At 70.4% G+C, this 18,306-nt stretch carries 18 protein-coding genes; 4 read left to right on the forward strand and 14 right to left on the reverse strand.

Annotated features, from left to right (window positions below; all coding sequences use genetic code 11):
* Positions 1-173: 173 nt before the first annotated feature.
* The 3 genes from M3U25_RS11805 to M3U25_RS11815 form a co-directional block, all read right to left on the reverse strand.
* Complete coding sequence (locus M3U25_RS11805; RefSeq protein ID WP_355501277.1) at positions 174-869, reverse strand: methionine ABC transporter permease; 696 nt, start codon at positions 867-869, stop codon at positions 174-176.
* A complete protein-coding gene (locus M3U25_RS11810) occupies positions 866-1,873 on the reverse strand; it encodes a methionine ABC transporter ATP-binding protein (RefSeq protein ID WP_355501274.1) in 1,008 nt (335 codons plus the stop codon). The genes M3U25_RS11805 and M3U25_RS11810 overlap by 4 nt, the downstream gene beginning before the upstream one ends.
* 98 nt (positions 1,874-1,971) lie before the next feature.
* Complete coding sequence (locus M3U25_RS11815; protein WP_355501272.1) at positions 1,972-2,868, reverse strand: DMT family transporter; 897 nt, start codon at positions 2,866-2,868, stop codon at positions 1,972-1,974.
* A 300-nt stretch (positions 2,869-3,168) separates the two neighbouring features.
* On the opposite strand from M3U25_RS11815, the gene M3U25_RS11820 reads away from it, so the two are divergent.
* Positions 3,169-3,651, forward strand: a complete 483-nt coding sequence (locus M3U25_RS11820; RefSeq protein ID WP_019798247.1) for a YajQ family cyclic di-GMP-binding protein — start codon at positions 3,169-3,171, stop codon at positions 3,649-3,651.
* A 394-nt stretch (positions 3,652-4,045) separates the two neighbouring features.
* On the opposite strand, the gene salA is transcribed toward M3U25_RS11820, so the two are convergent.
* The 6 genes from salA to M3U25_RS11850 form a co-directional block, all read right to left on the reverse strand.
* Complete coding sequence (salA, locus tag M3U25_RS11825) at positions 4,046-5,332, reverse strand: salicylate 1-monooxygenase (RefSeq protein WP_355501268.1); 1,287 nt, start codon at positions 5,330-5,332, stop codon at positions 4,046-4,048.
* A gap of 23 nt (positions 5,333-5,355) precedes the next feature.
* Complete coding sequence (locus M3U25_RS11830; protein WP_242159658.1) at positions 5,356-6,075, reverse strand: alpha/beta hydrolase; 720 nt, start codon at positions 6,073-6,075, stop codon at positions 5,356-5,358.
* A 19-nt stretch (positions 6,076-6,094) separates the two neighbouring features.
* A complete protein-coding gene (locus M3U25_RS11835) occupies positions 6,095-7,288 on the reverse strand; it encodes an outer membrane protein transport protein (protein WP_355501265.1) in 1,194 nt (397 codons plus the stop codon).
* Positions 7,289-7,451: 163 nt separating this feature from the next.
* A complete protein-coding gene (gene catA, locus M3U25_RS11840; RefSeq protein WP_355501262.1) occupies positions 7,452-8,390 on the reverse strand; it encodes a catechol 1,2-dioxygenase in 939 nt (312 codons plus the stop codon).
* A 76-nt stretch (positions 8,391-8,466) separates the two neighbouring features.
* Positions 8,467-8,757 (reverse strand): muconolactone Delta-isomerase, encoded by a 291-nt coding sequence (catC, locus tag M3U25_RS11845; protein ID WP_242159655.1) that lies wholly within the window; start codon positions 8,755-8,757, stop codon positions 8,467-8,469.
* A 2-nt stretch (positions 8,758-8,759) separates the two neighbouring features.
* Positions 8,760-9,944, reverse strand: coding sequence for a muconate/chloromuconate family cycloisomerase (locus tag M3U25_RS11850; protein WP_355501258.1), 1,185 nt, complete (start codon positions 9,942-9,944; stop codon positions 8,760-8,762).
* Between the two features lie 143 nt (positions 9,945-10,087).
* Between M3U25_RS11850 and M3U25_RS11855 the strand changes: the two genes are divergently transcribed.
* Together M3U25_RS11855 and M3U25_RS11860 are read left to right on the forward strand one after the other, a co-directional pair.
* Complete coding sequence (locus M3U25_RS11855) at positions 10,088-11,017, forward strand: LysR substrate-binding domain-containing protein (protein ID WP_355501255.1); 930 nt, start codon at positions 10,088-10,090, stop codon at positions 11,015-11,017.
* Positions 11,018-11,033: 16 nt separating this feature from the next.
* The gene (locus tag M3U25_RS11860; protein WP_242159650.1) at positions 11,034-11,597 is read left to right on the forward strand and encodes a DUF1415 domain-containing protein; all 564 of its coding nucleotides are present in this window, start codon (positions 11,034-11,036) and stop codon (positions 11,595-11,597) included.
* 110 nt (positions 11,598-11,707) lie between these two features.
* Here M3U25_RS11860 and M3U25_RS11865 read toward each other — a convergent pair whose 3' ends face one another.
* Positions 11,708-12,415: a pseudouridine synthase gene (locus M3U25_RS11865; protein ID WP_242159648.1), complete on the reverse strand. Its 708-nt coding sequence runs from the start codon at positions 12,413-12,415 to the stop codon at positions 11,708-11,710.
* Positions 12,412-13,482, reverse strand: coding sequence for a class I SAM-dependent methyltransferase (locus M3U25_RS11870; protein WP_355501250.1), 1,071 nt, complete (start codon positions 13,480-13,482; stop codon positions 12,412-12,414). The genes M3U25_RS11865 and M3U25_RS11870 overlap by 4 nt, the downstream gene beginning before the upstream one ends.
* A gap of 143 nt (positions 13,483-13,625) precedes the next feature.
* Here M3U25_RS11870 and M3U25_RS11875 point away from each other — a divergent pair, with 143 nt between their 5' ends.
* On the forward strand, positions 13,626-13,889 hold the full coding sequence (locus M3U25_RS11875; protein ID WP_017908770.1) for a hypothetical protein: 264 nt from the start codon (positions 13,626-13,628) through the stop codon (positions 13,887-13,889).
* 449 nt (positions 13,890-14,338) lie between these two features.
* Here M3U25_RS11875 and M3U25_RS11880 read toward each other — a convergent pair whose 3' ends face one another.
* The 3 genes from M3U25_RS11880 to M3U25_RS11890 form a co-directional block, all read right to left on the reverse strand.
* Complete coding sequence (locus tag M3U25_RS11880; RefSeq protein WP_355501245.1) at positions 14,339-15,673, reverse strand: sorbosone dehydrogenase family protein; 1,335 nt, start codon at positions 15,671-15,673, stop codon at positions 14,339-14,341.
* Between the two features lie 74 nt (positions 15,674-15,747).
* Positions 15,748-16,068, reverse strand: coding sequence for a DUF3247 family protein (locus M3U25_RS11885; RefSeq protein ID WP_160946272.1), 321 nt, complete (start codon positions 16,066-16,068; stop codon positions 15,748-15,750).
* A gap of 73 nt (positions 16,069-16,141) precedes the next feature.
* Positions 16,142-18,142, reverse strand: coding sequence for an ATP-binding protein (locus tag M3U25_RS11890; protein WP_355501240.1), 2,001 nt, complete (start codon positions 18,140-18,142; stop codon positions 16,142-16,144).
* Between the last annotated feature and the right edge of the window lie 164 nt (positions 18,143-18,306).

The following is an 18,306-nucleotide window of genomic DNA, read 5'->3' on the forward strand; positions in this document are numbered from 1 at the left end:
ACGCTAGCAGACCTGGCCTCGCACTGCGGCGAAAGGCCGGGGAGTGCGTCCTGGCGCAGGCGCGGCGCTCGTCCCGGCGTGTGCGATCCGGCACCGCGCCCGCTCTGGCGCCAACGGTCGCGGCTGATCCCGCCGCGGGGACACGCGCCGCTCCTACGCCGGCGCGCGGGACATCAGCGCCGGCTGTAATGCGCGACCAGGCGATCGCCGAGCATCTGCAGCGCCTGCACCAGCAGCAGCAGGATCACCACCGTCACCAGGGCCACGTCGGCATGCGAGCGCTGGTAGCCGTCGCGGTAGGCCAGGTCGCCGAGGCCGCCGGAGCCGATCGCGCCGCCCATGGCGGTGAAGCCGATCAGGGCGATGGTGGTCACCGTGGCGCCGGCGATCAGCCCAGGCCGCGCTTCCGGCAGCAGTACCCGCGTCACCAGTTGCCAGGTGGTCGCACCCATCGCCAGGCTGGCCTCGACCACGCCGCGGTCCACTTCGCGCAGCGCGGTCTCCACCAGCCGGGCATAGAACGGCGCCGCGCCCACCACCAGCGGCAGGATCGCGCCGCGCACGCCCAGCGAGGTGCCCATCGCCCACAGGGTCAGCGGGATCATCGCGATCATCAAAATGATGAAGGGCACCGAGCGCAGCACGTTGATCACCAGCGCCAGGCTGCCGTACAGCAGCGGCTTCTGGTGGGTCTGGCGCGGGCCGGTGAGGAACAGCAGCACGCCCAGCGGCAGGCCGATCAGCAGGGTCAGCGGCAGCGAGCCGCCGAGCATCAGCAGCGTATCGACGGTGGCGCGGCCGATCTCGCTCCACTTGCCGGCATCGAGATTGCGGAAGAAGCCGGTGGCGGCGGTGGCGAACGGCATCATCGGCGCAACTCCTGCACGTGCACGCCGGCGGCGACGAACTCGGCCTGCGCCGCATCCATGTCGCCCCCGACCAAGGCCACGGTGAGCTGGCCGTAGGGGGTGTCCTTGATCCGGTCGATGCGCCCGGACAGGATGTTGTAGTCCACCGCGGTGGCGCGGGCGACGCGCCCGAGCAGCGGTGCGTAGGTGTCGGTGCCGAGGAAGGTCAGCCGCAGGATGCGCCCGTCCACCGCGGTGAAATCGCGGTACAGCTCGGCCTCGTCGACGTGTTCGGCCTCGGAGACGAAGCGCTTGGTGGTCGCATGCTGCGGATGCAGGAACACCTCGGTGACCGGCCCGCTCTCGACCAGGTGCCCGGCATCGAGCACCGCCACGCGGTCGCAGACCCGGCGGATCACTTCCATCTCGTGGGTGATCAGCACGATGGTCAGGCCCAGCTCGCGGTTGATCTGCGCCAGCAGCGCCAGCACCGAGGCGGTGGTCTGCGGATCCAGCGCGCTGGTGGCCTCGTCGCACAGCAGGATCCGCGGCCGCGTGGCCAGGGCGCGGGCGATGCCGACGCGCTGCTTCTGCCCGCCCGACAGCTGCGCCGGGTACTTGCCGGCATGCGCGGCCAGCCCGACCCGCTCCAGCAGCTCGGCCACCCGCGCGTCGATCTCGGCGCGCGGCGTACCGGCCAGTTCCAGCGGGAAGGCGACGTTGCCGGCGACCGTGCGCGAGGACAGCAGGTTGAAGTGCTGGAAGATCATGCCCACCCGCTGGCGCAGGGTCCGCAGCCCGGCGCGGTCCAGCGCGGTGACGTCCTCGCCGTCGATGAGCAGGCGCCCGCCGCTGGGCTCCTCGAGCCGGTTGATCAGCCGGATCAGGGTCGACTTGCCGGCGCCGGAATGGCCGATGATGCCGAACACCTCGCCGGCCTCGATGCGCAGGTCGAGCGGATGCAGCGCCACGACCGGATGGCCGGCGACGGAATAGGACTTGTGCAGGCGCTCGAACTGGATCAACGCGCGGGACCGGCAGCGACGGGGGGCGCAAAGCCTAGCAGGCCAAGGTGGCGTGCGTTATTCCATTCGATTCTAACGTAGGCGCGCATTGCGGTTGGCTAGGGTCGCGCCTGCGGCGGCGGATGCGCCGCCGCGCGGATCCGCTCCCGGTGCAGCAGGTACAGGCCGCTGGCGACGATGATCGCCCCGCCCACCCAGGTCCAGGCATCGGGCAGCTTGCGCCACAGCAGCCAGTCCCAGGGAATCACCCACAGCAGGCCGCTGTACTCCAGCGGCGCGACCAACGAGGCGTCGCCACGGCGGAACGCCTGGGTCAGCGCCACCTGGCCCAGCGCCCCGGCCAGGCCCATGCCGGCGATCCAGCCGGTATCGGCCGCGCGCAGCGGGGTCCAGTCCGGCAGCGCCAGGGCGCCGGCACCCAGCGCCATCAGCAGCAGGAACCACACCACCAGCGACTGCGGCGTGTCGGTGCGCGCCAGCAGGCTGACCAGCACCGAGGCCACTGCGTACGCGACGGCCGCCAGCAGCACCATCAGCCCCGGCAGCGAGACGAACCCGTCCATGCCGGGGCGCAGCACCACCAGCACGCCGACCAGGCCGACCCCGATCGCCGCCCAGCGCCGCGGCCCCACGTATTCGCCGAGCAGCGGCACCGACAGCGCGGCCACCAGCAGCGGCGCGACGAAGTAGATGGTGTAGGCGGTGGACAGCGGCAGGCTGCGCAAGGCCCAGGCGAAGCAGCCGATCATGGCGATGCCGAGCACGCCGCGCAGCAGATGCAAGCCCCAGCGCACCGGCCAGATCGCGCGCGGCCCGGCGCTGGCCAGCACCCACACCAGCACGAACGGCAGCGAGGCGCCGCCGCGCAGCGCCGCGACCTGCAGCGCCGGATAGTGCGCGCTGAGCTGCTTCATCGACGCATCCATCAGCGAAAAGAACGCGACCGCGGCGATCATCCACGCAGCGGCGACGGCATTGGAACGGGAATTGGGCATCGGCGCATTATCGCCGCGATCGGCGATGTGCGTGGTACCGGGGCTCATCGCGTCGGGACGGAAGTCCCTCCCACATGGCTCCAGCCGGCGCACCGGCCGATGCCGCTTCTTGTGGGAGCGACTTCAGTCGCGACGCGCGGCGCCCACCAACGCATGACATTGCGCAACGCCCCGGAACCGACATCCACCCCACCCTGCACGTGCCAGCCCCTGCGACACCTGCGCTGCCACTTCCCACCTGCCGCGCCCCACTCCTCGCCCGCACGTCTTACGATAGGCATCTTTGCCGAGGACCCACCCATGCCTTCCTTCGATATCGTGTCCGAAGTCGACAAGCACGAACTGACCAATGCCGTCGACCAGGCCAACCGCGAGCTGTCGACGCGCTTCGACTTCAAGGGCGTGGAAGCCAAGTTCGAACTGGACGACCAGGTCATCACGCAGTCGGCGCCCAGCGACTTCCAGGTCAAGCAGATGACCGACATCCTGCGCGCGCGCCTGCTGGCCCGCGGCATCGACGTGCGCTGCCTGGAGTTCGGCGACGTGGAGACCAACCTGGCCGGCGCGCGGCAGAAGATCACCGTCAAGCAAGGCATCGAGCAGAAGCTGGGCAAAAAGATCGTGGCCACGCTCAAGGAGGCCAAGCTCAAGGTGGAAGCGCAGATCAACGGCGACAAGCTGCGGGTCAGCGGCAAGAAGCGCGACGACCTGCAGGACGCGATCGCGCTGCTGAAGAAGAGCGATTTCGAGCTGCCGCTGCAGTTCGACAACTTCCGCGACTGAAGCCGGCCGAGCAGACGCTTCGCGCGCCACGCCTTTGCCAGGGTGCAAGACGACCACCGCATGCCGACGGGTCGTCTTGCGCGCGACCGCACGATGTCGTGGCCGGGGATGCGTGGATGCACGCAATTGCGCCTCGCCCAGCGACCTGATGCAGTACCTGCTCGCCTCGCCTTCGACAGCGTTGCAGAAGAACGGCCTGCACTCCATGCAGCGACCTGCGCATGCCATCCGGCCAGCGCAGGTGCGGGCGTCCCGGCATGGCGACCGGAACGCTTCCTGACCGTTGCGCCGCTTGCGAGATGGACGTCCGGGGCGTCGCAACAGGACGGCACAAGCCAGCCGCATCACCGTCTCCGCGCCGCGTGCGGCCGATGCCACCCGCCGCAGTCCCTGTCTAACCGCCCGCGGTGACGCCCGCGACCAGCATCCGCCGCCCCTGCGCGACCTCGGCCTCCAGGTCATGCGCCCAGATCCAGTCGAAGCGCTGCGCCAGGGTCTGTGCCAGCCGCGCGTCGTCGGCACCGGCCTGCGGATCGCGCAGTTCGTACAGTTCGCCAGCCTCGCGCGAGGTGCGCTGCACGCGGCAGGCGCGCGGCAGGCGCAGGCGCTCGTAGACCTGCAGCAGGCCCGGCAGATCGCCGCGCGTCAGGCCGGGCGTGGCCAGCAGTTGCGCCAGGAAATAGGCATCTTCCAGCCCCTGCCCGGCGCCAGCGCCCTGATGCGGCAGCATGGCGTGCGCGGCATCGCCGATCAGCGCCAGCCGCCCGTGCACGTAGCCGGGCAGCTCGGCCAGATCGTGCAGCGCCCAGTGGGTGGGCGTGTCGATGCACTCCAGCAGGGTGCGCGCCGCTTCGCCCCAGTGCGCGAACGCCTCCAGCATCTCGCGGCGGCTGGCTTCGCGTACCCAGGCCTGGCCGGCACGCCATTGCGGCGCCGGGTCGCTGCGGTCGGAGACGAAGGCCACCACGTTGATCAGCCGGCCCTGCTTCACCGGGAAGGTGAGGATGTGCGCGTCCAGGCCCAGCAGCATCTGCGGCACGTCGACCAGGTGCGCATCCACGCCACGCGCGGCGAAAGCGGCACGCAAGCGCGCGGCGTCGATCAGGCCGCGATAGGCGCAGGTGCCGGTGAAGCGCGGCGCCGCCGGCGCGTGGCCGAGCGCGTGCAGCACCTCGCCGCGCAAGGCCGACTTGATGCCGTCGGCGGCGATCAGCACGTCGCCTTCGTACTGGCTGCCGTCGGCGAAACGCACGCGCGCCGCATCGGCGTCCTGCTCCACGGCAACCGCGCGCTTGCCGAAGCGGGCCAGCCCGAACGGCAGACGCGTGGCCAGCGCATCGAGGAAATCGGCGCGATGCACCGACGACTGGCCAACCCCGGGCGCCAGGGTCTGCCCGAGCAGCCGCGCGTCCTCGCCGCGGCGCCATTCGAACCACACGTCCTGCCACGGCGCGGGGGTGCGGTCGGCGAGCTCGGCATAGGGCTCGCCCATGCCCAGCCCGGCCAGCGCGCGCACCGCGTTGGGGCCGAACGAGACGCCGGCACCGATCTCGCCGAAGGCCGGCGCCGATTCGAACAACTGCACGTCGAGATGGCGGTGGCGGCACAGGCCCAGGGCCAGGCCGACGCCGGCGATGCCACCGCCGACGATGCCGATGCGCAGGGGGGATGCAGGAGTCATCTGGCGTTCTCCGATGGGGATCGTCAATCGCGGCCGGCCAGCAGGATCTTGTCGGCCAGCAGCGCGGGCGCGCTGAAACACACTTCGTGGCTGCCCGGCAGGCTGACCAGCCGGTAGGCGCCCAGGCGCGCACTCAGCCGCGGATGCCAGCCGTACTCGCCTGGCGGCAGGGCCACGTCATCGGTGGCGTAGAGCCAACTGCGCGGGATCTGCAATTCGTGGAAGCGCTTGAGCGGCACCGCGTCGAAATGGCTGCGCGCCGGCGTCGGGCTCAATTGCGCGTAGGCCTGCTGCGCCTGCGCCAGATCGGCGTCGCCGATGAAGCCGTCGCGCCAGATCGGGAACGGCAGCATGATGCCGCCGTCGGCATCGACCGCGTTCTTCCACAGCGCCTGGTAGTGCGGCGGCAGCAGGTCGAACAGCGCCTCGCCGTCGCGCAGCACGAAGGCGTTGTGGAAGATCAGCCGCTTGCAGCGCTCCGGCTCCTCTTCGGCCAGGCGCTGCACGATGCTGCCGCCCCAGCTGTGGCCGAGCACGACCAGGTCGTGCAGATCGTGGCGGCGCACGTAGTCCACCACCGAGGCCACGCAGTCGGCATGGGAGACGCGCTTGTCGGCGCCGGCGCCATGCCCGGCGATGGTCGGCGCATGGACCTGCACGCCGTGCGCGCGCAGATGGGCGGCGACGCCGTCCCAGGCGTGGCCGTCGTGCCAGGAACCGTGCAGCAACAGATAGGTTTGCATGGGATCGTCTCCGTATGGCTCAGCGGAAGGTCCAGCCGAGGCCGAAGGTGAGATAGGTCAGATCGCGGGTGCCGGCTTGCACGCCGCCGCTGGCGACCGCGCCGCCCGGCGCGTGGGTGACGCTGCCGCTCAGCGACAGCTGCGGCGACAGCCGCCAGGTCGCACCCAGCGCGTAGTGGCGGTACTGCGCCAGCGGCGCCAGCACCGCGAGCTGCGCCTGGCTGTCGGAAATCAGCTGGCTGGCGCGCGAGTAGCCTAGCCGCAGCGACCAGGCATCGTTGAGGCGGTAGTCGGCGCCGAATCGGACGATGCGTTGGTTGCGCCAGCCGAAGCCGGGGCCGTCCGCATCGCCGAGCGCCCCGCCCTGGTCGATGCGGTTGCCATAGGCGCGCTCGCCGGACCAGTCGATCCACAGCCAGTCGGCGGCCAGGGTCAGCGCGTCGCTGGCCTGCCAGGCCAGGCCGGCACCGGCCTGCTGCGGCAGGTCCAGATGGCCTTCCGGCAACAGCCCGCGGTAGCGCTGCAGGCGGCCGAAGCGGATGCGGCTTGACCAAGTGACGCCTGCGTTCAACCCCGGCGCCAACTGGCCATACCAACCCAGCGCCACGCCATAGCCGTACGCGGCGTCGGCACCGGCCGACTGGAAGCCGATGCCTTCCAGGCCGGCGATGTGCAGGCGCTGGTAGGCCAGCCGCGGCGAGACGCCCAGGTACTGGTGCTCGCCTACGCGCCAGGCCAGGGTCGGCGCCAGCACCACCTGCTGCAGCTTGGACAGGGTGTCGTGGCTGCCGTAGACCGGGGTGCCATAGTCGAGCGCCACGCCATGGCCGAACACCGACACGCCCAGGCTCAGGTCGTCGTTGAGCTGGCGGTTGTAGCCGGCGGTTAGCACCGGGATCAGCGCATCGTCCTTGTAGCGCGCCGTGCCGACCTGGCTGCGCACCGGCGCCGAGATCAGGGTGAGGTCGGCATCGATGCGGTCGCCGACCGCGCCCATGCCGGCCGGGTTGTTGGCCGAGGCCGCCGCGTCCAGCGGCAAGGCGATCGAGGTGCCGGCCAAGCCCTGGGTCTGTGCGCCGTAGCCGGGCAAGGCCACACCGTTGTTGGCGGCGGCAACGCCGGACACCGCGGCCACGGTCCACAGCAGCGTGCTCCATCGCTGCTTGCCGTACCGCTGCGCCCCACGGCGCGATGCATCTTGGAACTGTTGCATGATCGGGCCCTCCCTCCGAGCCGATACGTGGATGCGGCCGCCGTGCGGCGGCACGCAGGGGTCCGTACCGCCACCGGAGATGTCGGCGGCAGCGGGTGCCAGAAACCGAAGACGGCGTTGGATGCTGCGCCGCGGCCGCGATGTGGCCGCGGTGCGCGGTCGGCTAGGCGGCCGCGCGGCGGCGCGCCGGATTGGCCTGGTTGTCGACGCCGTCGACCAGCGGGGTCAGGTGGAAATCGAAGGCGATCTCGGCGAACGGACCGTCCACGCTGTTGGCGGCGATGCTGGCCGGATCGCGGTGCTCCACGATCGCCGGCACCAGGCCGTCGCGGGTGGCATAGGCGAAGTCGTCGTCGACCAGCGGGTCGCCGGCGATGTTGATCTGCGTAGTCAGCTTACGGTGGCCGTCGGCGCCGACGAAGAAGTGGATGTGCGCCGGGCGCTGGCCATGCCGGCCGAGCGCGAACAGCAACCGTTCGGTCGGGCTGCCCGGCGGCACGCCGTAGCCCTTGGGCACGATGCTGCGGAAGCGGTACTGGCCGTTGTCGTCGGCAATGATGGTGCGGCGCATGTTGAACGGCGCCTGCTTGCCGGTGGGATCGAAGTGCGAATAGAAGCCGCGCGTGTCGCAGTGCCAGACCTCGACCGTCGCGCCGGGCAGCGGGCGGCCGTCGGCGCCGTACACGGTGCCGTGCATGATCAGGGTGTGGCCGTTCGCGTCGCTGCCGTCGTCGAGCCGGGCGAAGCCGTGCGCCACCGGCGCGCCGGCCACGTACAGCGGTCCTTCGATGGTGCGTGGGGTCGGATTGTCGATGCCCAGTGCCGCGTCGATGGCATCCAGGCGCAGGTCCAGGAAGTGGTCCAGGCCCAGCCCGGGCGAGATCAGGCCGGCCTGCCCGGCCGCGCCCAGGTCGTTGAGCCAGGCGATCGCCGCCCAGTACTCGTCCGGCGTGATCTCCAACTCGTCGATGCTGCGGAACAGATCCGACAGCACGCGGTGCACGATCTGCTTCACCCGTGGCGTGCCGCCCGGCATGTCCAGCCCGCTGACCTGGCGCAGGAACGCCTGCACATCGGGGGTGGCGAAGATCTTGACGCTCATGGTGATGCCCTTCCTTTCTCGTGGTGGCGATGGCGGCCGAGACACGTCCCCTCCCGAGGGAGCGTCCGCAGCGGAACTAGCGATCGTCCTCGTACAGCGACGAGGGGTGGCGGCACAGCGGGGTGACCGCGATGCGCATGTAGGGGAACAACGGCAGCGACAGCAGCAGCGCGTGCAGTTCGGCGTTGTCGGCCACGTCGAAGATGCTGACGTTGGCGTACTGCCCGACCACCCGCCAGATGTGCCGCCAACGGCCGTCGCGCTGCAGGTCCTGGAAGCGCGCCTTTTCGTCGCGCTTGAGCTGCTCGGCACGCTCGGGCGGCATGTCGGCGGGCAGTTGTACGTCCATGGTCACGTGGAACAGCATGGTCAGTCCTCCACGGTGGCACCGACCGCCACCACGCTGCGGCCGCGATCGCGGCGGAAGGCCTGCACTTGCGCCTCGTCCAGCGCGATGCCCAGGCCGGGGCCGGTGGGCAGCTGCAGGTGGAAGTCGGCGTAGCGCAGGGGCTCGGTCAGCAGGTGCTCGGTCAGCAGCAGTGGCCCGAACAGTTCGGTGCCCCACTGCAGCTGCGGGAAGGTGGCGAACACCTGCGCCGAGGCGATGGTGCCGATCGGCCCTTCCAGCATGGTGCCGCCGTACAGGCCGATGCCGGCCGCCTCGGCGATGGCGGCGACCTTCTGCGCGGCGATCGGCCCGCCGGACGGCTCGATCTTCACCGCGAACACGTCGGCCGCCGGCGCCCGCGCGGCCAGGAACGCGCTCTCCGGCCCGGCCAGGATCTCGTCGGCCATCAACGCCAGCGGGAAACGCTGCATCAACCGCTGCATCGCCTCGCGCGAGGCCACCGGCTGCTCGACCAGCTCGCAGCCGGCATCGGCCAGCGCCGGCAGCGCGCGCACCGCCTCGGCCTCGCTCCAGGCCATGTTGACGTCGACCCGCACCGCCGCGCGCGCGCCCAGCGCACGCTTGATCGCGGCCACGTGGGCGATGTCCTCGGCGGGTGGCCGCGCGCCGATCTTCAGCTTGAACACCTGATGCCGGCGCAGGTCCAGCAGGTGCTCGGCCTCGGCGATGTCGCGCGCGGTGTCGCCCGAGGCCAGGGTCCAGGCCACCGGCAGGCGCTCGCGCAGGCGCCCGCCCAGCAACTCGGACAGCGGCAGGCCGACGCGCTTGCCCTGGGCGTCCAGCAGCGCCGTCTCCACCGCACACTTGGCGAAATGATTGCCCCTGACCTGCTTGCCGATGCGCTGCATCAGCGCCTGCACGGCGGTCGCGTCCGCGTCGGCCAGCAGCGGCGCCAGGTAGCGGTCGATCGCCAGCTTCATGCCTTCCGGACTTTCCGCGCCGTAGGCCAGGCCGCCGATGGTGGTGCCTTCGCCCAGGCCGACCACGCCGTCGGAGCAGTGCAGGCGCACCAGCATCAGGGTCTGCCCCTGCATGGTCGCCACCGACAGGCGGTGCGGACGGATGGTCGGCAGGTCGAGCAGCAGGGTCTCGACGCGCTCGACGGTGGGGGCGGTGCGGCGGTTGGGGATCGGCGACGGGTCCATGCGGACCACACTGCGCCGGCCGCGCGACCACGTCCAAGACTCTGTTGGTCTCGCTCCATACCTTTTTGGTATTTTGTCCGTGCGAACCGCTTCATTCCTGCGTTTATTGCGGCGCAACATACCCGAACGAGCACCAACCTCCGATGGACCTGCGCCAACTCCGCTACTTCGTCGCCGTCGCCCGCGAGCGCAACTTCACCCGCGCCGCCGAGTTGCTGCACATCGCGCAGCCGCCATTGAGCCGGCAGATCCAGCAGTTGGAGGAGCAACTGGGTACGCGCCTGATCGTGCGCAGCAGCCGCCCGCTGCGGCTGACCGACGCCGGCAAGTTGTTCTACGAGGAAGCGCTGCAGGTGCTGGGCCGGGTCGAGCAGATGCAGGACGCCGCGCGCCGGATCGGCCGCAGCGAGCAGCGTGTGTTTGCGATCGGCTTCGTCGCCTCCGCGCTCTACGGCGGCCTGCCGATGCTGGTGCGGCGCCTGCGCCAACAGCGCCCGGAACTGGACATCCGTCTGCTGGAACTGATGTCCGGCGAGCAGATCGAGGCGCTGAAGACCGGCCGCATCGACCTGGGCATCGGCCGTATCCGCCACGACGACGACATGGTGGAGCGCTTCGTGCTGCGCGAGGAACGCCTGGTGGTCGCGCTGCCGATGGAGCATCCGCTGGCCGCGTCCGACGCCCCGCTGGCGCCGGACGCGCTCACCGCGCAGCGCCTGATCGTGTACCCCAGCCAGCCGCGGCCGAGCTTTGCCGACCAGGTGCTGTCGCTGCTGCGCGACCGCGGCATTCGCCCATTGGCAGTGCAGGAGGTGCGCGAACTGCAGACCGCACTGGGCCTGGTCGCCGCGGAGATGGGCCTGTGCGTCATCCCGGCCTCGGTGCGGGTGCTGCGCCGCGACCTGCACTACCGCCTGCTCGACGACGAACACGCCACCTCACCGATCATCCTCAGCCACCGCCGCAACGACAGTTCCGAACTGCTGCCGCTGATCAAGCAGCTGATCCGCGCGATGTACGCGGAAACGCCGGCGTGGCTGGACACCGCCTACAATCGCCTGCACCTCCCCTAGGCCACTGCAGCGACCGATGCACGACGAAATCCCCGGCGACGCGCCCGACTACCTGGGCGACACCCGCCGCTGGCTGGAACGCGCGGTGATCGGCCTGAACCTGTGCCCGTTCGCCAAGGCCGTGCACGTCAAGCAGCAGATCCGCTACGTGCTCAGCGATGCGAGCACGCCCGAGGCGCTGCTCGAACAGTTGGCCGAGGAACTGGTGCTGCTGCGCGACACGCCGGCCGAGCAGATCGACACCACCCTGATCGTGCACCCGGACGTGCTGCAGGACTTCCTGGACTACAACGACTTCCTCGACAACGCCGACGCCGCGGTCGAGGCGCTGGACCTGCAGGGCATCCTGCAGGTGGCCAGTTTCCATCCGCAGTACCAGTTCGCCGGCACCGCGCCGGACGACATCGGCAACTACACCAACCGCGCGCCCTACCCCACCCTGCACCTGCTGCGCGAGGACAGCGTGGAACGCGCCGTGGCCGCCTTCCCGGACGCGGACGTGATCGTCGAGCGCAATCTCCAGACCCTGGAGAAGCTGGGGCTGGAGGGCTGGAAGCGGGCGCTTGACGGCCGGGATTAGGCATTCGGGATTCGGGATTGGCAAAACCGCCATGCTCAAGCACGGCGGCGGATCCCGCTTTTACGAATCCCAAATCCCCAATCCCTAATCCCCGCCCTCGACCCCAATCCCTAATCCCGGCCCTCGAACAGCACCGCCACGTCCGCCGCCTCCAGCACCCGCCACTGCCCCGACGGCAGATCGCCCAGGCCGAAACCGCCGATGCGGCTGCGGTGCAGCGCCGCCACGTGGTTGCCGACGGCGGCGAACATGCGCCGCACCTGGTGGTAGCGGCCTTCGTGCAGGGCGACGCGCACCTGACGCGTCCCCAGCGTCTCCAGTTCCACCGGCAGCAACGGCGTGGTCTCGCCGTCGAGCATCAGCGTGCCGCTGGCGAATTGCGCCGCTTCGTCGCCGCGCAGGTCCTCGGCCAGGGTGGCCTCGTAGACCTTGGCCAGCCGCGCCTTCGGCGAGACGATGCGATGCAGCAGCGCGCCGTCGTCGGTCATCAGCAGCAGGCCACTGGTGTCGCGGTCCAGCCGCCCCACCGTGGACAGCAGCGGCGAGCGCAGGCGGAAGCGCGGCGGCAGCAGGTCGTAGACGATGCGTCCCGGATCCTTGGTCGAGCAGGTGTAGCCGACCGGCTTGTGCAGCGCCAGGATCAGCCCGGGCGGCGGATCCAGCGGTTCGCCGTCGACCCGGATCGCCGCGTGCGGCACCTGGTCGTCGGCGTACAGCACCTCGCCGTCGGCATCGGTGATGCGGCCTTCGCGGAACATCAGCGCCACCTGCTTGCGGCTGCCGTAGCCCAGGTTGGCCAGGTGCTTGACCAGTTTCATCGGCGCGCTCCGGCGCGGCTGCGCACCGCGTGGATCAGCTTGAAGCCGTCGCGGGTGGCGAGCACCTCGGTTTCGCCGAAACTGGCGTCGAGCACCGCCTCGTAGGGCAAATGCCGGTTGGCGACCAGGAACAGCCGCCCGCCCGGCACCAGCGCCTGCGCCGCCACCGCGATGAAGCGCCGGCCGATGTCCGGCCGTTCCATCCGCCCCGGCGCATGGAACGGCGGGTTGCTGACGATGACGTCGTACTGCCCGGGCAATCCGGTAGTCACATCGTGCCAGTGGAATCCCAGCGCCACCCCGGCCGGCGCCTGCGCCAGGTTGGCACGCGACAATGCCAGCGCGCGCGCGTCGGCCTCGAACAGGTCCAGCGCGGTCAGCTGCGGACAGCGCGCCAGCAACTCCGCGGATAGATAGCCGTAGCCGGCGCCGAGGTCGGCGGCACGGCCGCGCAGGTCGGCGGGCAGGTGCTCGGCCAGCAGCGCCGAGGCCGGGTCGATGCGGTCCCAGGCGAACACGCCGGGGCGACTGCGGAAGCGCCCGTCCAAAATCGGCCGCACCGCATCCAGCCGCGCCCAGCGCTGCTGCAGCGCGGCGTCGTGGCGGCCCTGCAACGGCGCGGTCCAGTACACCCGGCAGTGGTGCTTGGTCAGCTTGCCGCCGAGGCCGGCCAGGTGCTGCAGGTCGTCCTCGCCGGAACGTGCGCCCTCGTTGTTGGCCTGGCAGGCCACCACCACGCCGCCCGGCGCGGCCAGCGCCACGGCACGCGCCAGCAACGCCCGCGCCTCCTCGCGCTGGCGCGGCGGCAGCACCAGCACCAGCGCGTAGCCGCCGGCATCGGCATCCCCCTCTTGTTCGGCGCGCACCGTCCAGCCGCCCTGCTGCAGCGCGCTGGCGAACGGGCGGTAGTCCTGCTCGCAGACCAGGTGCGGCGGCTGCGCGTGCTGGCGCAGCGCCCAGCCGTCGCGGGCGCGCAGGAACAGCACCTTGCCGGCCGGCCAGCGCAGCACGCCTTGGGCGAACGGCAGGAACAGGGTCTCGAGAGGGGCGTCTTGCGCGGCCGGCATCGGGCGTTGTCTTCGGAACAGGGACGCGCATTCTACCGGCAGCGGGCGGCGAGCCCGGTTTTGCGCGAATCCAACGCATCATTGATGTTTCGGCAACATCGCCGCGCCTAGGCTGCAAGGCACCCAATGACCGGAGAGGCAGCATGCGCGCAGTGTTCATCGGCGGCGTCGTCGACAACAGCGAAGTGGACCTGGATGGCAGCCAGCCGCCGTTGCACTACCCGGAGAACACCGGCACCGGACGTCCGCGCTACCGGCTGCACCAGCGCGGCGCACGCGACGACGGCAGCGTGGTCTACGCCGTCTACGCGGCCCCGGAACTGGGCGATACCGAAGTGGAGCGCGTGTTCAACGAACGCGGCTACGCCCGCCGTTTCGGCGTGGAGCCGGCACCGGTGGAGCACTGATACCGGGCAGTAACCCAGTACACCCACACGCGATACGCAGGAGCGGCTTCAGCCGCGACCGGGCCTCCCCAGGAATGCCCAGGTCGCGGCTGAAGCCGTTCCTGCGACGGCCATGACAGGCTGTGTGATCGCGCGCCGGCATCGGCGCGATTCCGACGGCAGAAACGCCGAACAAGTCCAGTGCGGTAGCGGCGTCGGCCGCGACGGCATTTGCGTGCAACCGTCGCGGCTGAAGCCGCTCCTACGCCGGTGCATCCCGCAGGACACCGCTGCGCCTGCAGCCAGAGACGCGACGCGGGATCATGGACCCTGGGACGCGCCACCTCGACCCGGTCTTCTGTAGGAGCGGCTTCAGCCGCGAGCGCTCTTCATCAGCTAGCCCCGGTCGCAACCAAGACGCCGCTACGATCGGTGCGGATTGGCGCAGCGGACGTCACGCCCGCTGCCGCTCATTTGCCCGGCTTCGGCGTCACCCGCCACACCACGTTGCCGACGTCGTCGGCGACCAGCAGCGCGCCGGGCTTGTCCACCGCCACGCCGACCGGGCGGCCCTGCGCGCGGCCCTCGGCGTCGAGGAAGCCGGTCAGCACGTCCTGCGGCTTGCCGCTGGGCTTGCCGTTGGCGAAGGGCACATAGATCACCTTGTAGCCGGACGGCGGATCGCGGTTCCAGGAGCCGTGCTGGCCGATGAAGGCACCGCCGCGGTAGGTCGGCGGCAACAGCGCGCCCTCGTAGAAGGCCAGGCCCAGCGAGGCGGTGTGCGCGCCCAGCGCATAGTCGGGCTTGATCGCGCTGGCCACCATCTCCGCATTCTGCGGCTGCACGCGCTCGTCCACGTGTTGGCCGTAATAGCTGTACGGCCAGCCGTAGAAGCCGCCCTCGCGCACCGAGGTCAGGTAATCGGGCACCAGGTCGCTGCCGAGTTCGTCGCGTTCGTTGACCACGGTCCACAGCGTGTCGGTGCCCGGCAGCCAGGCCAGGCCGACCGGATTGCGCAGGCCGCTGGCGAACACGCGGGTGGCGCCGCTGGCCGCGTCCACCTCGAGGATCGCGGCGCGGTTGAGCTCCTGCTCCATGCCGTTCTCGGCGACGTTGCTGTTGGAGCCGACGCCCACATACAGCTTCTTGCCGTCGCGGCTGGCCAGCAGGCTCTTGGTCCAGTGGTGGTTGATGCCGCCGGGCAGGTTGGCGACGAAGCTGGGCGCGGCGGTGATCTGCGTATCGCCGTCCTTGTACGGGAAACTGACCAGGGCGTCGGCGTTGGCCACGTACAGGCGGTCGCCGACCAGGGCCATGCCGAATGGCGAATACAGGCCCTTGAGAAACTGGGTCCGTACCTCGGCGACGCCGTCGCCGTCGGCATCGCGCAGCAGGGTGATGCGGTTGGCGCTGGGCACGGTGGCGCCGGCCTTGGACATCATCGCGCCCTGGATCTTGTCGCGCAGGCCGCTGCTCTCCTTTTCCGGCGCCGGCGGCTCGGCGGTCTCGGCGACCAGCACGTCGCCGTTGGGCAGCACGTACAGCCAGCGCGGATGGTCGAGGTCGCGGGCGAAGGCCTGCACCGCCAGGTCGGCGGCGGGCACCGGCGCGGCGCCATCGGCCCAGCGCTTGACCTCGGCGATCTGGACCGTGGGGATCATGCGCTTGACCGGATCGGGCAGCACCGGATCCGGTCCCATGCCGTCCTCGATGGGGTGCTTGGCGGTGTCGCCGCAGGCGGCGAGCAGGGCGGCGCTGAGCGCACACAACACCCAACGGGCACGAATCGGCGAAGACATGGCCATGCGTCTTGGATATCCGGGAACACGGGGGAACCCCGATGATGCCCAGCCATGGCCCGGAAAAAGTGAAAGATGCGTCAAGAGGCGTCGCCGCGCGGATCGATGTCCCAGGGCCGCGCCGGCAGCTGGCGCACGCTGCGGATTTCGTCCAGCCACAGGTAGTGGTGCTCGGCGGGATCGTCCAGCCCGTCGATGCGCACCTGCGCATTGCTGCCTTCCTGCTCGTTGGCATCGCGGAACAGCTGGATGCTGGGACGGATCGTCACCGTACCGAGGAAGGTGCTGCCGTCTTCGAGTTCGATGCGCACGTTGGACTGCTCCGGCAGTTGCTTGGCCAGTTCTTCCAGTGCCTGGATCTGCGCCTGGTCGGTGTGGACACGCTTGGCGTACTTGGTCATCGGTGGACTCCGTGCGAGGGACGTTCCACCGTAGCGCCGCCGGCGTGAGCCGGCGGGCAAGAGCGCAGCTGCCCTAGCGCTGCCGCGCGAAGCGTACCGCCGAGACCAGTTGCGCCACGCTGTAGGGCTTGGCCAGGTGCTCCTGGAAGCCGGACTGCAGCGCGCGCTGGCGATCATCGGCACGCGCCAGCGCGGTCACTGCCACCGCCGGCAATTCGTCCGCGCCCAGACCCATGTTCTCGCGCACGGTGCGGATCAGGCCATAGCCGTCCATGCCCGGCATGCCGATGTCGGTGACCATCACATCGATCGCGGCATGGCCGCCGCCGTCGAGCACCTCCAGCGCCTCGCTGGCCGAGCCCACCGCGACCACGTCGGCGCCCTGCTCCTCGAGCAGGCGCCGCAGGTAATCGAGCATGTCCGGCTGGTCCTCCACCGCCAGCAGGCGCACGCCCTTGAGCGAATACGCCTCGACCACCTGCTCGGCCATCGCGAACGCGCGCACTTCGCGCAGCGGGCGCGAGCCCGGCGCGTCGCGGTGCAGCGGCAGGCGCACGGTGAACACCGAGCCGCAGCCACGGCCTTCGCTGGCCGCGCTGATCTGCCCGCCGTGCATCTCCACCAGTTGCTGCACGATCGCCAGGCCCAGGCCCAGGCCGCCGTGCAGGCGCGTGGTGGTGCTGTCGGCCTGGCGGAAGCGGCCGAACAGATGCGGCAGGAATTCCGGCGGGATGCCGTCGCCGGAATCGCGCACCGCCACGCTGACGTGCTCGCCATCGTCCTCGAGGTCGATCGCCAGCGCGATGCGCCCGTGCGCAGGCGTGAACTTGATCGCGTTGGACAACAGGTTCCAGAACACCTGCTGCAGGCGCGTGGCGTCGCCCAGCACCATGCACGGCTGCGAGGGCGCCTGCAGGGTCAGCGCTTGGTCCTTGCCTTCGGCCACCGGTTCCTGCGCACGCATCGCCTCGCGCACCTGCTCGGCCAGGTCCAGCGCCTCCACTTCCAGTTGCACCTTGCCCAGCAGCATGCTGCTGAGATCGAGCATGTCCGAGATCAGCCGCTGCTGCGCGCGCGCGCTGCTGGCGATCACCGACAGGCCCTTGCTGCTCGGGTCGCCCGGCGGCAGCCGCTGCAGCAGCAGATCGCTCCAGCCGAGGATGGTGGTCAGCGGCGTGCGCAGTTCGTGCGACAGCGTCGCCAGAAACTCGTCCTTCAGCCGCGCCATGCTCTCGGCGGCGTTGCGCGCACTGCGCTCGGATTCCAGCAGTTGCTCGCGCGCCAGTTCGATGTCGCGGCGCTCGGTGACGTCCGGGCTGCTGCCAGCCAGGCCGATGAACTGGCCCTCGGCGGAATAGCGCGGCATCGCGGTCATTTCCAACCAGCGCCATTCGCCATCGTGGCGGCGCGCGCGCACCAGGGCGCGCAGGTTGCGCTGGTCGTGCAGCGCGCTGCGCAGTTCGTAGGCGAACACGCCCACGTCCTCCGGATGCAGCACGTCGCCCCAGCCCGGGCGCGCCCCGTCGGCGTCCAGATCGATGCCGAAGAACTCGGCATAGGCGGTGTTGGTGAAGCGCAGTTCGCCCTGGGCGTCGAGCACCCATACCGGCATCGGCAGGCCCTCGGCCAGTGCGCTGAAGCGCGCCTCGCTCTCGGCGAGGTCGCGCTCCATCCGCTTGCGCTCGGTGATGTCGAGGAACTGCACCGCGACCTGGCGCAGTTCCGGCGCGCCGACGCGGAACGAATCCACCGCCCACCAGCGATCCAGCGCGGTGGCGAAGTTCTCGAACTTGGCCGAACGGCCGCTCAGCGCCACCTCGCCGTAGCGCTGGAACCAGTGCTCCTCGTGGGTGGGCGAGATGTCGCGCATGCGCCGACCCACCACGTCGCGCAGGCCAGTCTCGCGCTCGAAGGCCGGATTGACCTGCAGGAACACGTAATCGACCGCGCGCTCGCCCTCGAACAGCATCTGGATCACGCAGAAGCCGGAATCGATCTTGTCGAAGATTTCGCGGTACTGCAGGTCCGTCGCCTGCGCGAACGAAGACGAGGAGGAGTCTGGGCTTGCATGCATGACGGAGTAGCTCTGAAAGCGGCCTACGGCAACGGATGAAGTCGACGCCCGACATCCGCGGCGCAACAACCGCGCGTTAGGAACGGCAAGGCGGAACCCCCATCTTGTTAAGCCACTCCGCTGCCGTCAAGCCGCGGCGTCCGCTCCCGCCTGCCCCGACCTGG

Source organism: Xanthomonas sp. PPL134 (assembly GCF_040595915.1).
GTDB classification, from domain to species: domain Bacteria; phylum Pseudomonadota; class Gammaproteobacteria; order Xanthomonadales; family Xanthomonadaceae; genus Xanthomonas_A; species Xanthomonas_A indica.

Bases quoted from the DNA above. Each gene is read 5' to 3' on its own strand.
- M3U25_RS11805 (WP_355501277.1), bottom strand. From the start codon at position 869: ATGATGCCGTTCGCCACCGCCGCCACCGGCTTCTTCCGCAATCTCGAT.
- M3U25_RS11815 (WP_355501272.1), bottom strand. From the start codon at position 2,868: ATGCCCAATTCCCGTTCCAATGCCGTCGCCGCTGCGTGGATGATCGCC.
- M3U25_RS11820 (WP_019798247.1), top strand. From the start codon at position 3,169: ATGCCTTCCTTCGATATCGTGTCCGAAGTCGACAAGCACGAACTGACC.
- salA (WP_355501268.1), bottom strand. From the start codon at position 5,332: ATGACTCCTGCATCCCCCCTGCGCATCGGCATCGTCGGCGGTGGCATC.
- M3U25_RS11830 (WP_242159658.1), bottom strand. From the start codon at position 6,075: ATGCAAACCTATCTGTTGCTGCACGGTTCCTGGCACGACGGCCACGCC.
- M3U25_RS11835 (WP_355501265.1), bottom strand. From the start codon at position 7,288: ATGCAACAGTTCCAAGATGCATCGCGCCGTGGGGCGCAGCGGTACGGC.
- catA (WP_355501262.1), bottom strand. From the start codon at position 8,390: ATGAGCGTCAAGATCTTCGCCACCCCCGATGTGCAGGCGTTCCTGCGC.
- catC (WP_242159655.1), bottom strand. From the start codon at position 8,757: ATGCTGTTCCACGTGACCATGGACGTACAACTGCCCGCCGACATGCCG.
- M3U25_RS11850 (WP_355501258.1), bottom strand. From the start codon at position 9,944: ATGGACCCGTCGCCGATCCCCAACCGCCGCACCGCCCCCACCGTCGAG.
- M3U25_RS11855 (WP_355501255.1), top strand. From the start codon at position 10,088: ATGGACCTGCGCCAACTCCGCTACTTCGTCGCCGTCGCCCGCGAGCGC.
- M3U25_RS11860 (WP_242159650.1), top strand. From the start codon at position 11,034: ATGCACGACGAAATCCCCGGCGACGCGCCCGACTACCTGGGCGACACC.
- M3U25_RS11865 (WP_242159648.1), bottom strand. From the start codon at position 12,415: ATGAAACTGGTCAAGCACCTGGCCAACCTGGGCTACGGCAGCCGCAAG.
- M3U25_RS11870 (WP_355501250.1), bottom strand. From the start codon at position 13,482: ATGCCGGCCGCGCAAGACGCCCCTCTCGAGACCCTGTTCCTGCCGTTC.
- M3U25_RS11875 (WP_017908770.1), top strand. From the start codon at position 13,626: ATGCGCGCAGTGTTCATCGGCGGCGTCGTCGACAACAGCGAAGTGGAC.
- M3U25_RS11880 (WP_355501245.1), bottom strand. From the start codon at position 15,673: ATGGCCATGTCTTCGCCGATTCGTGCCCGTTGGGTGTTGTGTGCGCTC.
- M3U25_RS11885 (WP_160946272.1), bottom strand. From the start codon at position 16,068: ATGACCAAGTACGCCAAGCGTGTCCACACCGACCAGGCGCAGATCCAG.
- M3U25_RS11890 (WP_355501240.1), bottom strand. From the start codon at position 18,142: ATGCATGCAAGCCCAGACTCCTCCTCGTCTTCGTTCGCGCAGGCGACG.